Annotated in this window: 13 protein-coding genes; 10 read left to right on the forward strand and 3 right to left on the reverse strand. The window is 72.8% G+C overall.

Going from position 1 to position 13,716, the window contains the following annotated elements; translation table 11 throughout:
* The coding region (locus tag AC2CHG_RS24625) for a hypothetical protein (RefSeq protein ID WP_484525672.1) at positions 1–228 on the forward strand (228 nt) is incomplete at its 5' end.
* A 39-nt stretch (positions 229–267) separates the two neighbouring features.
* Here the strand turns inward: AC2CHG_RS24625 and AC2CHG_RS24630 are convergent.
* Positions 268–1,281: a DUF389 domain-containing protein gene (locus AC2CHG_RS24630; RefSeq protein WP_484525673.1), complete on the reverse strand. Its 1,014-nt coding sequence runs from the start codon at positions 1,279–1,281 to the stop codon at positions 268–270.
* Between the two features lie 155 nt (positions 1,282–1,436).
* Here AC2CHG_RS24630 and AC2CHG_RS24635 point away from each other — a divergent pair, with 155 nt between their 5' ends.
* The 7 genes from AC2CHG_RS24635 to AC2CHG_RS24665 all read left to right on the forward strand — a co-directional run bounded on the left by AC2CHG_RS24635 (position 1,437) and on the right by AC2CHG_RS24665 (position 9,710).
* The gene (locus tag AC2CHG_RS24635; protein ID WP_357208550.1) at positions 1,437–1,871 is read left to right on the forward strand and encodes a hypothetical protein; all 435 of its coding nucleotides are present in this window, start codon (positions 1,437–1,439) and stop codon (positions 1,869–1,871) included.
* Positions 1,872–1,982: 111 nt separating this feature from the next.
* Positions 1,983–3,071: a GNAT family N-acetyltransferase gene (locus tag AC2CHG_RS24640; RefSeq protein WP_357208547.1), complete on the forward strand. Its 1,089-nt coding sequence runs from the start codon at positions 1,983–1,985 to the stop codon at positions 3,069–3,071.
* Between the two features lie 197 nt (positions 3,072–3,268).
* Complete coding sequence (locus AC2CHG_RS24645) at positions 3,269–4,432, forward strand: DegT/DnrJ/EryC1/StrS family aminotransferase (protein ID WP_357208544.1); 1,164 nt, start codon at positions 3,269–3,271, stop codon at positions 4,430–4,432.
* A gap of 227 nt (positions 4,433–4,659) precedes the next feature.
* Positions 4,660–5,907 (forward strand): O-antigen polysaccharide polymerase Wzy, encoded by a 1,248-nt coding sequence (gene wzy, locus AC2CHG_RS24650; protein ID WP_357208542.1) that lies wholly within the window; start codon positions 4,660–4,662, stop codon positions 5,905–5,907.
* A gap of 10 nt (positions 5,908–5,917) precedes the next feature.
* Positions 5,918–7,162, forward strand: coding sequence for a glycosyltransferase family 4 protein (locus tag AC2CHG_RS24655; protein ID WP_402808136.1), 1,245 nt, complete (start codon positions 5,918–5,920; stop codon positions 7,160–7,162).
* Positions 7,163–7,191: 29 nt separating this feature from the next.
* The gene (locus AC2CHG_RS24660; protein ID WP_357208536.1) at positions 7,192–8,421 is read left to right on the forward strand and encodes a glycosyltransferase; all 1,230 of its coding nucleotides are present in this window, start codon (positions 7,192–7,194) and stop codon (positions 8,419–8,421) included.
* Positions 8,418–9,710: a lipopolysaccharide biosynthesis protein gene (locus AC2CHG_RS24665; RefSeq protein ID WP_357208533.1), complete on the forward strand. Its 1,293-nt coding sequence runs from the start codon at positions 8,418–8,420 to the stop codon at positions 9,708–9,710. The genes AC2CHG_RS24660 and AC2CHG_RS24665 overlap by 4 nt, the downstream gene beginning before the upstream one ends.
* On the opposite strand, the gene AC2CHG_RS24670 is transcribed toward AC2CHG_RS24665, so the two are convergent.
* Both AC2CHG_RS24670 and AC2CHG_RS24675 read right to left on the reverse strand, forming a co-directional pair.
* A complete protein-coding gene (locus tag AC2CHG_RS24670) occupies positions 9,664–10,635 on the reverse strand; it encodes an NAD-dependent epimerase/dehydratase family protein (protein ID WP_357208531.1) in 972 nt (323 codons plus the stop codon). The two genes, AC2CHG_RS24665 and AC2CHG_RS24670, sit on opposite strands and share 47 nt — an antisense overlap.
* A gap of 21 nt (positions 10,636–10,656) precedes the next feature.
* A complete protein-coding gene (locus AC2CHG_RS24675; RefSeq protein ID WP_357208528.1) occupies positions 10,657–11,622 on the reverse strand; it encodes an NAD-dependent epimerase/dehydratase family protein in 966 nt (321 codons plus the stop codon).
* A gap of 136 nt (positions 11,623–11,758) precedes the next feature.
* Between AC2CHG_RS24675 and AC2CHG_RS24680 the strand changes: the two genes are divergently transcribed.
* Together AC2CHG_RS24680 and AC2CHG_RS24685 are read left to right on the forward strand one after the other, a co-directional pair.
* Positions 11,759–13,045: a glycosyltransferase gene (locus tag AC2CHG_RS24680; RefSeq protein WP_484525674.1), complete on the forward strand. Its 1,287-nt coding sequence runs from the start codon at positions 11,759–11,761 to the stop codon at positions 13,043–13,045.
* Complete coding sequence (locus tag AC2CHG_RS24685) at positions 13,042–13,683, forward strand: sugar transferase (RefSeq protein WP_357208523.1); 642 nt, start codon at positions 13,042–13,044, stop codon at positions 13,681–13,683. Before AC2CHG_RS24680 ends, AC2CHG_RS24685 begins: the two co-directional genes overlap by 4 nt.
* The last annotated feature ends 33 nt before the right edge of the window (positions 13,684–13,716 follow it).

Genomic DNA, 13,716 nt, shown 5'->3' on the forward strand with positions numbered 1-13,716 from the left:
GGCGAGGAGCGCGGCGGCCGGCGCGGTGGCGGGCAGCGCGGCGACGGCGGTGGGCAGCGGAGTGACCGCGGCGGACAGCGCGGTGACGCCAGCGCCCGGCGTGGCGGCCAGGGCGAACGGGGCGGCTCACGCGGTGGTCCGTCGCAGCGGCAGGGACGAGGCGGCGGATCGGCGGCACCGGTGAACGACGCCATGGCCGAGGCGCTGCGCCGCGCCGGCCTGGCCTGACGGTCCGCGGCCGCCGGTCGGGCTGACGTCACGAACGAGTCAGCTCGACCGGTGCCCGCCCGACGACGGATCGGTCCGGGCGGACGCCGGGTCACGGTCGGCCCGCTGGCGGGGCACCGGCTGCCGGGACCGCCGCGCCACACGCCGCCACCAGGAGCGCTGGACCAGCAGCGTGAGCAGACCCGCCAGCACGATGGCGGCCAGGTTGACGACCAGCTGGAGCGCGGAACCGGCTGCCTCATGCCAGACGCCGTACGCGGCGGCGACCGCCACGTTCGCGGCCGCCGGCACGGTAGTCACCGAGATCAGGACGCCGACCAGGGAGCCGGACTTCTTCGAGGTCAGCGACAGCATCCCGGCGATGCCGGCGAGCAGGCCGACCACCCACGACAGGGCGTCCGGGCGCCAGATGAAGTCCGTCAACGGCCGCTCGGCCAGCAGCATCTCCCGGCTCACCAGACCGGCCGCGTCCAGCGCCCAGGTGCTGACCACGGTGGCAAGCATCGCCGCCACGAAGCCGACAACGAGCGCCTGCACCGACCGGACGACGACACTCCCCTTGCCGCGCAGCAGCGCCACGCAGAGCGCCGCGAGCGGGCCGAACTCCGGGCCGACGACCATCGCGCCGACGATGAGGATGGGCTGGTCGAGCAGCACGCCGATGCCGGCGATCATGGTGGCCACGACGATCAGCGCCAGGAATGTGCCGGTGAGCACCGTCTGCTCACCCGTCTTCGCGGCGACCTCGTCCCAGATCAGGGCGTCGTCACCGTGGCCCGGGGCCGCCTCGGCGGCCCGGTCCGCGGCGGCCGAGAGGGTCAGCTCCACGTCGTCGGCGGCGATCGCCCCGCGCGCCTCAACCCCCATCTCCCGCAGCCGGCGCAGGACGCCGTCGGCGCTCTCCCGGACCACGTCGCAGGTGATGTAGTCGCCGACCGGTTGACGGGCCGCGCCCGGCAACACCACCAGGTGGGTCACGCCGGGGTCCGCGGCAAGCATGTCGGCGATTTCGGACGAGCGGTCCCCTGGTGCGATCACCCGGATGTGCAGCACGAACCAGGCTCCTCGATGGGCGCGACGGACGTCAGCACTCTAGACGATCCGCGCGAGGGCGGCAGGTGGTCGCGCGACGGCCCCGCACCCCTCCCCCGCCCGGCCCGGGAGCGGCCGGGTCGGGCGGGCGCGGCTGTGGGCGTACCCTCGCGGTCGTGGGTGCCGACGACGACGAGCGGTGGCGGGAGCGGCGACGCCACGCGGTGCGGGCGCACGCCGAGGCCGACGCCCGGCAGCGCGCCGCGGAGCAGGCCGAAGCCGCGGAGCTGGTCGCCCGGTTCGCGGCCGAGGCCGCCCGGCGCGGCCTGCGCACCGAGCGGCTCGTGGCCACCCCCTACAGCGGACGCGGCCGCTACCGCACCCCGCTGGTCGGCTGGTACGTGGACCGGGCCCGAAGCCGGGCGGTGGACACCGAGGGCCGCTACTACCTGCTGACCGTGCCGGCCGGGCTGCGCGCCCGGCTGCTCGGCGCCCGGCCGGAGCCGTCCACGCCCTCACTCGTCATCGGCCGCGGCGGGCGCGACGGGGAGTCCCTTCCGCTGACGGCGCTGCTCGACGCGCGCCTCGAAGCGGGCGACGACTGGCCCTGACCCGGCCCGGTCACCTGTCGACACCGTCCCGGCCGATCCTCGTTACCCAGAACGGACGACACGTGGCCGGCCGCCACCGGGGCGGCCGTGGCCAGGCGACGGGGAGCGCAGATGCGACTGGAGATCCTGGACGCCCGCAAGCCGGCGGACGACGAGCGCTGGCGCGCTCTGCACCGGGAATGGGACCGGCGTGAGGTCTTCGCCCACCCGGCCTACCTCCGGTTGTTCGCCGGGCCGCAGGACGAGCCGCTGGCCGCGTACGCCCGGACCGAGCGCGGTTTCGTGCTGTATCCGTTCCTGCTCCGCCCGGTCGACGCGCCGCACCTCGCCGAGCCCGGGCGACGGTACCGGGACGTCGTCAACGCGTACGGCTACGGAGGCGCCTTCGCCGAGGGCGCGACCGAACTCGACGCGAAGGAGTTCTGGGAGGCGTTCGATGCCTGGTGCGGGTCGCGTCAGGTGGTCTCCGAGGTCACCCGGCTCACGCTCTTCGACGAGGACCGGCTGCCCCCGCCGGGGCCGGTCCGGCAGAAGCTGGTGAACGTGGTCCGCGACCTGCGCACCGCCGAAGAGGAGATGTGGCGCGAGTTCGACCACAAGGTCCGCAAGAACGTCAACAAGGCCCGCCGCAACGGCGTCACCGTCGTGGTCGATCTCGACGGGGGGCGGCTCGACGACTTCCTGGGCATCTACGAGCGCACGATGGACCGGCGCGCCGCGGCGAGCGGCTACTACTTCCCCCGCGAGTTCTTCGAGCGGATCGTCGACGAACTGCCCGGCCAGTTCGCCTTCTTCCACGCCGTGTACGAGGGGCGCGTCGTCTCGACCGAACTGGTTTTGGTCTCCGCGCTCAACCTCTACTCGTACCTCGGCGGCACCGACGAGGCGGCGTTCGACCTGCGGCCCAACGATCTCCTCAAGTTCGAGATCTGCCGATGGGGGCGCGCGCAGGGGCGGATCCGGTTCGTCCTGGGCGGCGGGTACGCCCCCGACGACGGCATCTTCCGGTACAAGCGCGCCTTCGCCCCGAACGGTCTGGTCCCGTTCCACCTGGGCACGCGGGTGCTCGACGAGCCGGCGTACCGGCGGCTGTCGACGGCGCACCGGCGGGAGGGATCCCGGCGGGATCCGGCCTGGTCCGCGTCCTCGGACTACTTTCCCGAATACCGGTGCCCGCTGCCCGAGCCCACGGGATCGTGAGGCGTCGGCCGCAGTCGGCCGGCACACCGTAACGGCCGTTACCGCCGACGCGTTGAACCAGTCGGTCCCGACTCGACGGACCAGGTCGCAGCGACGCGACGATCAGGTCCGCGCGTCCGTCCCGCCTCCCTGCGCGTCGCCGGGTGACACCCACACTTCCATCGGAGACCAGCACCGTGGCACAGGACTACTCACTGATGGCTCGACCCGCCCATCAGCAGGACGGCACGAGTGTCCCCAGACGGATCTACCTCTCCCCGCCGGACGTCGGTCCGGCCGAGGAGGCGTCCATCCTGGCGGCGGTCCGTTCGGGCTGGGTCGCGCCGGACGGGCCCGACCTGGCCGCCTTCGAACGCGAGCTGGCGGACCGGGTGGGCAGCGGTCACGCCGTCGGCGTGAGCTCCGGAACCGCCGCCCTGCACCTGGCACTGGCGGTGGTCGGAGCCGGGCCCGGTTCCCTCGTGGTGGTGCCCACCATGACGTTCGTGGCGACCGCCAACGTGGTGAGGTACACCGGGGCCGAGCCGGTCTTCGTGGACTGTGACGCCGCCACCGGACACCTCGACCCCGACCTGCTGCCGCCGCTGCTGCGCCGGCTGCGGGAGCAGGGGCGCCGCGTGGCGGCCGTGATGACGGTCGACCTGAACGGCGGATGCGCGGACTACGACCGCATCCTGCCCGTCTGCGCGGACTTCGACGTTCCGCTGGTCGAGGACTCCGCCCAGGCGCTCGGCGCGTCCTGGCGCGGCCGCAACGCGGGCACGTTCGGCCGGCTGGGCGTCTTCTCGTTCAACGGCAACAAGGTCATGACGACCTCGAGCGGCGGGATGCTCGTCTCCGACGACGGCGAGCTGATCGACCGGGCACGTCACCTGGCGACCCAGGCCAGGGAGCCGGTCGCGCACTACGAGCACCGGCAGGTCGGCTACAACTACCGCCTGAGCAATCTGCTCGCCGCGCTCGGGCGGGCGCAGCTACGACGGCTGAGCGGAATGATCGAGCGCCGCCGGGCGATACGGGAGCGGTACGCCAAGCTCTTCGCCGCGGTTCCCGGCACCCGGATTCTCGGCGACGGCGACCCCGGGTCGAACTGCTGGCTCACCACCCTCGTCGTCGACCCCACGCGGGCCGGATGGCGGGCCGACGAACTTGCCGCGCACCTCGCCCGGCACAACATCGAGACGCGCCCCATGTTCAAGCCCATGCATCAGCAACCCGCTCATCGCGGGCACGAGGCGGTCCTGAGCGGCGCGGCGGATCGCCTCTTCGCCACCGGCGTCTCCCTGCCCAGCGGGTCGACCCTGGTCAGGGCCGACGCGGACCGGCTCTTCGGCGCGCTCGACGAATTCCTCGCACGCTGACCCAGCCGGAGAATCGCATCCGAAAGTGATTCGAATGCGTCGAGGAACGAGTGACGGGTGAACGGGTTACGGCACCGTCCAAGTCAATGCGATAAACGCAATCGCCGCCTATGGAAGACCTTTCCTGCTAGACATTTGAATGCAGCCGGCACGCATGTGGAGCGGACTCCGCTCTTGTCCCCGGCCGCTCCCGATCCGGAGTGCCCGTACACCGATTTGGAGTCTCCGTGGAGCTGAGCACCACCACCGCGGTATGGCTGACCCTCGCGGTCAGTCTGGCGATGCTGCTGGCCCTGTTCCTCCGGTCCGGCCGGACCGATCTCCTGCCCTACGTCTTCGCCTACCTCGCCTTCTTCGGCCTAGGACCGGCGATCAACTACGCCCTCGGCAACGAGATCTACATCGGCATCGTCACCGACAAGATCCCGGCCGCCTGCCTCGTGCTTGCGCTGGCGCTCGGCGGTGTGACGCTGGTCGGCCTGCTCATGCCGGTCCGGGACCGGCTGCCGGACCTGACCGCACTCGGCCGGACACCGCGCGAGAATCCGGTCCTTCCGGTGGTGCTCTACGGGCTGGCCGCCTACACCCTCGCCATCCTGGTCACCCGCGGCCCGGCGATGCTGGCCGCCGACAAGCTCGGACGGATCGAGCTGGCCGGTCCGCTGCACACCCGCTACCTCGTCGTCGAGATGTGCGCCTGCTCGATCTACTTCCTGGCCCGGGCGGTGCGCCCGGCCCGGATCGCCTACTGGGCGAACCTCAGCCTCTACGTGCTCTACTGCCTGGCCACGAACGAGCGTGACTTCCTCTTCGTCCTCTTCGCCGTCGTGCTGCACGTCCTGTTGCTGCAACGGCGACGGATCTCGCCGAAGTTCGGCATCGCCGGCGTCGCGTTCGTCCTGACCGCCACCTACCTCAGCGCCGTTCGCAGCGGAGACGCGCTGAACCTCAGCAAGGTCCTCAACGAGGGCTCGACCCTCTTCGTGGACACCTTCGTCCTGACACACGCCGCCGACGGCCTGCGCCTATGGCCCGGTGAGAGCTACCTCAACGGCATCCTCACCGCGATGCCGTCGGCGCTCGTCCCGGAACGGCCCATGCTCATGTCCTGGCTGGTCGACGCCTGGCTGCCGGGCTCGTCCTCCGGCTTCGGCTTCTCGCTGACCGCGGAGGCGTACGTCAACTTCGGCTACCTCGGCGTCCCTGTGGTCTTCGCCGCGCTCGCCCTCGGGCACCGGCTGCTCTTCTTCCGCGCCGCGCGGGGTCACGTCTACGCCTACGCGAGCATCCTCTACACGATCAGCTGGATGTACGGGTTCCGCGGGGAGAGCGCCAGTGTTCTCGCCACTCTCCTGCACGGCGTCGCGTTCTACGCCGTCATCTGGCTCGGCTCGTTGAAGGGCCGCTCCGTCCAGCCGACCGCGCGCCCCGAGGTGCGCGTCCCGCACGGCAACCTGGCTCCCGTAAACCGATAGGACATCGCGCGTGAGGCTCACCATCACCGAGGAGTGCCGGTACCTCCGCACTCCGGACAACCGATTCTGGGTGGACTTCGGCACCGGCTACGCGCTCTGGGCGCGATACCTGGCGGCCTTCGACGAGGTACGGGTGGTGGCCCGGGCGCGGGACGTACCGGAGATCCCGCCGAACGCGGTCCGGGTCGACGGCGACGGGGTGACCGTGGCGCCCCTCCCCCACTACCTCGGACCGCAGCAGTACCTGCGACGCCTGCCCCGCATCGACCGGGCCGTCCGCCGGATCGCCGCGGACGCGGAGGCGGTGCTGCTGCGGGCGCCGTCGTCGATCGCCACGCTGATGCACCGGCACATCACCCGTCGCGGTCTCGCCTACGCCATGGAGGTCATCGGCGACCCGTACGCGGTCTTCGCCCCCGGGGTGATCGAGCATCCGCTGCGCCCCTTCCTGCGGGTGTGGAGCACCCGCAACCTCCGGCGTCAGTGCCGTTCCGCCGTCGCGGTGTCGTACGAGACGAAGCGCTCGCTCCAGGAGCGGTATCCCACCCGGTCGGGGGCGCTGTCCATCGGCCTCAGCTCGGTGAACCTGCCGCCGGCGGCGTTCGTGCGGGAGCCCCGCCCGCCCCGGCTGCCGGCCGGGCCGGTGACGCTCGTGTCGGTCGGTTCCCTCGAACAGCTCTACAAGGGCATCGACACGCTCATCGAGGCGATCTCGCTGCTGCGGTCCTCGGCCCCGCCGGTACGGCACGTGCACATCGGTCCCGGGCGCTGCCAGCCGGTGCTGGAGGATCTGGCCACCCGGCTCGGGGTCCGTGAGCGGATCACGTTCGCTGGCCTGATCACCGATGTCGAGGCGCTGCGCCGGCACCTCGACGCCGCGGACCTGTTCGTCATGCCGTCCCGGACCGAGGGCCTGCCCCGGGCCCTGATCGAGGCGATGGCCCGCGGGCTGCCGGCCATCGGCTCCCGTGTCGGTGGCATACCCGAACTGCTGCCACCGGAGATGCTTGTCGCTCCGGACGACCCCGACGGCCTCGCCAACGCCATCCGCCGCGCCCTCGCGGACCCTGACGCCATGGCTGCCGCCTCGCGTCGCAACCTCGCGGTCGCCCGCGAGTTCGCCGCGGACCGGCTGACGCCGCGGCGCAGCGAGTTCTACCGGGCGGCCCGGGACCTGATGGCGGAGCGCGGTCCGCTGCCGCAGTCCGCCGCCCCCGCCGTGGAGTCCGTCCAGCAGGAGAGGCGCCCGGTATGAGGACCGGCCGGCCCGACACGGGAGAGACGATGTCCAGCGCGAGCCACAGCGACCCGGCGACGACGAGCACCTCCGGCGAACCGGCCCCCCGGCCTCCGGAGATCCGCGTGGTACGGGTCCTCGGCGCGTTCGACATCGGCGGCGCCGAGCAGCGCACCATCGAACTGCTGCCCCGGCTCGCGGCCTCCGCCGTGCGGACGTCCTTCGTCACGCTCAGCGGCGTCAAGGGAGCCCGCGGCGAGGAGGTGGAGCGCCTCGGCTCACGGATCCACCCGATCCGGCTCGACCGCCGGTTCCCGGTCCGCTTCTACCGGCTGCTTCGGGAGATCCGTCCGCACGCCGTGCACTCGGACGTCGCGACGTTCTCCGGTTTCGTGCTGTTCCTCGCCGCACTGGCGCGGGTGCCGATCCGGATCGCGCACTTCCGGTCCGACCGCGACGGACATCCGGACAGCCTGCGCCGCCGGTTGCAGCGGGGCGTAATGGTGCGCCTCATCCACTTCTGCGCGACGGACGTGCTCGGCGTCGCCCCCGGCGCTCTCACCTCGTGCTACCGGCCCTCGTGGGAGAACGACCCGCGGTGCCGGGTGCTGCCCAACGGTCTCGACCTGGGCCGCCTGCACCGCCGGTCGACGCTGCGGCTCCGCGACGAGATCGGCGCCGCCCCGGACGACCTCGTCTGCGTGGTGATCGGCCGCCCGCACCCGCTCAAGCGGCGGTCGATGGTGCCGTCGATCGTCGCCGCGTTGCGCGAGCGCGGGATCGGCTGCCGGGCCGTGTTCGTCGGTCCGCACGACGACCGGGACGACGACGCCGTCCGGCAGGCCGCCACCCGGCACGACGTCCTCGACCGGATGCACCTGGTGGGTCCGCGGGCTGACGTCGGGGAGTTCCTGGCCCAGGCCGACCTTCTGCTGCAACCCTCCGCGCTCGAAGGTCTGCCCGGCACGGTCCTGGAGGCCCGGGCCGTCGGCACCCCGGTGGTCGCGTCCGACCTGCCCGGCGCACGGTTCATCGACGACCAGCTCGCCGGTGTCACCCTGGTCCCGGTCGACGCCGACGCCGAACGCTGGGCGGACGCCGTACACCGCCTTGGCCTCGTGCCGGGACGGCCGACGGGCGGCCGACGGGCGCTGGCGGCCTTCCAGGACAGCGTCTTCACGATGGAGCGGTCGGTCGAGCAGCACCTGGCCATCTACTGCCGGAACACCTTGGCGCCGCGCGGCGGAGCGGACCGGCCGGCGGTGCCCACCGGATGAGCCGCCGCCATCTGGGCACGATCGTCCTGCTGACCGGCGCCAACGGCATCGCCGCCCTGAGCAGCAGCGGCGTCGCCGTCCTCGCCACCCTGGCGCTCGGGCCGGCCGACCGGGGCGTCATGGTGTTGGTCCTCACGGTCGCCGGCGTGGTGATGCTGGTCGGCCGCCTGGGCTGCGGCACCGCCATGCGCGCGCAGTTGCCGCAGGCCGCCTCCCGGCACCGCCGCGACGAACTGCTCTCCGCGTACTGCTGGATGACAGTGGTGGCCGCGGTCTGCACCGGGGCGGCCGCGGCCGCCGCGGTCCGTCTCTCCGCGCCGCTGCTCGGCCCCGCGCTGACCGATGTACGGCTGCTCGCCGCGGTCGCGCTCGGCGGCGCCGCCAACATCGCGCTCGATCAGCTCACCGATCTCCGGTTCGCGGATGGGGACTTCCGCCGTGGCGCGGTGTGGAACATCGCCGCCACCACCGCCGGCCTGATCGGGATCGCCATCGCGGTCGCCGTCTCGGCGCAGGTGTGGCTCCTCCTGATGTGCCAGGCCACCGCGCTGCTCGCGGTGGCGGTGACGCAGTGGACGCTGGTACGCGGCCAAGGGCTGGCGCGGTTCGCACCGGCGCGACGGCGGGACGTCACCGGGCTGATCCGGATGGGCGCGCCGTCTCTGGGCTTCTCCCTCGGGACGAGCTTCCTCCAGCGGGCCGACCGCTACCTGCTCGGTGTCCTCGTCGGTCCCGGCGCGGTGGGCATCTACGCGCTGGCCGCGACGCTGAGCAGCGTGGTCGGCCTCCTTCCGGCCGCCATCGGACAGTTGTCGCAGCGGCAGGCCGCGCAGCGCGACGGCGATCCCTGGCCGGTCCGTGCGATCGGCTACACGCTGCTGGCGACGCTCGTCAGCGGCGCCGTCGTCGCGGCCGGCGGCTGGCTGTTGGTGGTGCCGGTCTTCGGCGCGGAGTTCGGGTCCGCCCGCCCGTTGATCGTGCCGCTCCTGCTCGCCGAGCTGTGCCTGGCGCCGTTCGGCATCGCGAGCCGAGCCCTGCTCGGCACCGGGGGCACGAAACAGGCCGCCGGGGTCGGTCTGCTCGCCGCCGTGGCGTCGGTCGCCTGCTACGGCCTTGCCATCTCCCGCTGGGGAACGATGGGCGCGGCGACCGCCTCGATCGCGCTGTATGCGCTGCTCTCCGTCGTCGTCCTGGTCGTCCTGCGCGTACGGCTCAACCGGCGGGCCCGCCTGGCGGCACCTCTCACCGCACCGGCGCCGCCGGCGGAACTGGTGCCGGACGCGCGCTGACCGTCACGTCGTGACGAGCCCCGGAGCCGGCCGTGACGTGGGAGCGGGCGGCCCACAGCGCGGCCAGGGACTCGCCCAGCGGGTATCTCGGCGCCCAGCCGAGGGCGTCGGTGATTCGGCTGATGTCGGCGCACATCCACGGCACCGCTGCGGACCGGTCCGCAGTCGGTGAGCGGAGCCCGTCGACGAAGCGTCCGGTGAACCCGGCATGGCGGGCCAGCATCTCGACCGCCTCCCGGGTGGCGACCGCCTGTCCACTGCCCACGTTGTAGATCGACAGCGGCAGCCGTCCGGCGTTGAGTACCGCCAGCACCGCCTCGGCCACGTCCCGGACATCGACGAAGTCGCGATAGGAGTCGTTGAGCCCCAGCTCGATCAGCCGGTCACCCCGGGCCAGCGCCACCTGGAGCAGCTCGGCGGCCCGCCCCAGCACGTTGCCACTGGTCGAGCCGGGCCCCACGGGGTTGAAGACCCGCAGCACCACCGCGTCGACCCGGCCACTGGCGGCGGCCAGCCGCACGAGGTCGGTCGCGGCCAACTGGCTGACCCCGTAGTCGCTCACCGGCCGGGCCGGATCAGCCTCGGTCGCGACCGCGCCGTGCGGGACGACTCCGTACTCGGCGGCCGAGCCGATCCGAACCAGCCGCACGCCCGGTGAGACCTCGGCCACGCAGTCGATCAGCTTGGCGGTGACCAGGGTGTGGGACTCGACGAACTGCGCGCTCGTTCCGGCGATCCGGCCGGCACAGTTGACCACCGCGCCGGGTCGTACCCGGCGCAGGAACGCGGCCAGCTGCGACCGGCCCGCGGCGACGAGGTCGCACTCCTGGCGGCTCGGCGCGACGACGGTGACGTGCTCCGCGAGGAGCGCCTCGACCGCACGGCCGAGGAAGCCGGACGCGCCGAACAGCAGGATCCTGGCCATGAGGCTCCGATCGGGTCGGGATCAGCCGGACGCGCCGGACCCGACGGGCTCGTCGACCCGAAGCGACCGGAACCACTCGACCGTAGCCCGCAACCCTTCGGCGAAGGGGGTCGGCGACGCGGCCGGGAACAGCTCGCGCAGTCGCGTGTGGTCGGCCTGGGACTCGCGGACGTCACCGGGCCGGGCCGGCACGTGCACGACGTCCAGCGGCCGCCCCAGCACGGTCTCCAGTTCGGCGATGAGGTCGAGCAGGGAGATGCGCGCACCGAACGCGAGGTTCACCACGTCCGGGGCCGCCACCTGCCGCAGCACGGCGTCCACGATCACCGAGGTCACGCTGCCCACGTAGGTGAAGTCCCGGGACTGCCGCCCGTCGCCGTGCACCTGCAACGGCCGGTTCTCCAGGGCGGCGGTGACGAACCGCGGGACCACCGCGGCGTACACGTGGTTCGCCGCCTGCCTCGGTCCGAAGACGTTGAAGAAGCGGAACGGCAGGACCGCCATGCCGTAACAGTTGGCGAACGCGATCCCGTACGCCTCGGTGGCCAGCTTCGACACCGCGTACGGGCTGACCGGCATGGGCCGCAGGCCCTCCTGGCGTGGCAGTACCGGGTTGGCACCGTACACCGAGGACGAGGAGGCCAGCACGCACTGCGGGACGCCGTTGCGGTGGGCGGCGTCGAGGACGGTCAGGGTGCCGGTGGCGTTCGCGTGGTGGCTGCGCAGCGGGTCGTCGATGGAGCGGGGCACCGAGCCGAGGGCTCCGAGGTGGACCACGCTGGACGCGCCGGCCATCGCGCGGTCGAGTAGCGCGGGGTCCAGGACGGTCCCGATCAGCAGCTCCACCGGCAGCCCGCGCAGGTTCTCCACCGACCCGGTGGAGAGGTCGTCGACGACGACGATCTCGGCGACCCGGCCCGTTTCCGACAGGGCCCGCACCAGGTTGGAACCGATGAAACCGGCGCCCCCCGTGACGACGACTCTCACGTGCGCTCCTACCGCTCGCCGGTGCTCTCTCCGCAGGAGCAACGAGAGAATCCGACGTTGGTTACTAAACACCACAAAGCTCGTTGCCCTGGGTGGAGCGACGAACGACGTCGCGCCGACTGTTGGAGGCGAACACGTGAGGCACGATCCCCGGTCCGGCGTCGCCGGCGACCCGCCCGGGCGCCGGTCACTGCGCGTCGCCGTCATCGTCAAGACGAACTACGGCGGACTCTGGACCATCCCGCAGGCCTGCGCCCTGCGGGATCGCGGCCACGAGGTGGTGGTGATCTGCCCACCCGGCGGGCGCCTGAACGACCGCCTGGCCGAGGCCGGGATCCGGACGGTGGCGTCGCCGTTCTCGTTCCGCTTCCGGCCCAGCCTGAGCACGCTGTCCGAGCTGTGGCGGCTGCGCCGCCTCGTCCGCCGTCTGCGCCCCCAGGTGCTCTACCATCACCTGTACGCGGCCACGCTTGGCGCGCGGCTCGCGACCGTCGGCCTGCCGTTGGCGCGGGTGCAGTTCGTCGCCGGCCCCGCGTTCCTGGAGTCACGGGCGGTCCGGATGGTCGAGCGGCTGCTCTGGCGCCTGGACCGCACGATCATCTGCGGCACCCGCTACACCTCCCGCCTCTACGGCGAGCTGGGCGTACCGGCGGCGCGCCGCCCGGCCGTGACCAGCGGACTCAACCTGGCCTGGGCGACCGCGGACCTGCCGGACGACACGGCGGCAACGCGGGCGGAGGCTCGGGCGAAGTGCCGAGCGGATCTCGGGCTGAGCCCGGACCAGTTCGTCGTGATCATGGTGGCGTACGTCTATCCCCCGCGGAAGCTCGCCGCCCACCGGAACCGCGCGTTCAAGGGCCACGACGTCCTGCTCGCCGCGTGGCAGGAGATCCGGTCCCGGCACCCCGAGGCGGTGCTGATGCTCGTCGGTGGCGGCTCGGACCAGGCCGGCGAGGACCACCGGCAGGAGCTGATCCGCCGGTTCGGGGTCGCTGACGACCACTCCGTCCGCTGGATCGACACCGCCGACGACGTGCGGCCCTACTACCGGGCGGCGGACCTCAGCGTCAGCCCGTCACTGAGCGAGGGCCACGGCGCGCCGCCCGAGGCGGCGCTGCTGGACGTACCCAGCATCGTCAGCGACGCCGGCGGGCTGCCGGAGACGGTGGACGAGAGCTGCGGGTGGGTGGTTCCCCGGGACGACCCGGCCGCCCTGGCGGAGGCCATCGAGCACGCGTACGCCGAGTTCCGGTCCGGGCGGCTCGCCGAACGCGGCGTACGCGCCCGCGAGCGGTCGCACCGGCACTTCGACAACCGGATCTCCGCGGTGCGGATGGCCGAGGTCATCGAGCACGCCGCGGGTGTCGGCGGACCACCCGGGGAGTACGCCCCGCAGGCCGCCGGGAAGGCGCACTCCCGGTGAGCCCCGGCCGGCGGTCGATCGAGCTGCGGCTCAAGCGGCTCATCGACATCACCGTGGCGCTCGTCGTGCTCGTGGTGACCGCGCCGGTCGTGGCGGTCGCGGCGCTGCTGGTCCTGGCCCAGTTCGGCAGCCCGGTCTTCTTCCGGCAGGAACGCACCGGCCGGTACGAGCGCCGCATCCGGGTCCTCAAGCTCAGGACGATGTCCGACGACCGCGACGCGGAGGGCCGACTGCTGCCCGACGGGGTCCGCTGCCGGGGCGTCGGCCGGACGCTGCGGCGGCTGAGCATCGACGAGCTGCCGCAGATGGTCAACGTGCTCCGGGGCGACCTCAGTCTGGTCGGTCCCCGGCCGCTGCTGCTGCGCTACGACCCCTGGTACACCGACCGGGAGCGCAAGCGGTTCGAGGTCCGACCGGGCATCACCGGGCTCGCGCAGGTCAACGGCCGTAACGACCTGGCCTGGACCGAGCGCCTGGAACTCGACGTCCGCTACGTTCTCGACTGGTCCCTCTGGCTCGACCTGCGCATCCTCGCGCGGACGGCGGGCAAGGTCCTGCGCGCGTCCGGCGTGGCGGTCGACCCGTCGGCGCAGATGCTCGACCTCGATCAGGAACGGCGCCTCACCGGCGTCCGCTGAGCCCGTCGGTGCCCGCCCGCGCCGGGCGGGCAC

Source organism: Micromonospora sp. ATLC20 (assembly GCF_057196585.1).

Coding starts and splice junctions, on each gene's coding strand:
- AC2CHG_RS24660 (WP_357208536.1), top strand. CDS start 7,192: ATGTCCAGCGCGAGCCACAGCGACCCGGCGACGACGAGCACCTCCGGC.
- AC2CHG_RS24640 (WP_357208547.1), top strand. CDS start 1,983: ATGCGACTGGAGATCCTGGACGCCCGCAAGCCGGCGGACGACGAGCGC.
- AC2CHG_RS24670 (WP_357208531.1), bottom strand. CDS start 10,635: ATGGCCAGGATCCTGCTGTTCGGCGCGTCCGGCTTCCTCGGCCGTGCG.
- AC2CHG_RS24665 (WP_357208533.1), top strand. CDS start 8,418: ATGAGCCGCCGCCATCTGGGCACGATCGTCCTGCTGACCGGCGCCAAC.
- AC2CHG_RS24645 (WP_357208544.1), top strand. CDS start 3,269: ATGGCTCGACCCGCCCATCAGCAGGACGGCACGAGTGTCCCCAGACGG.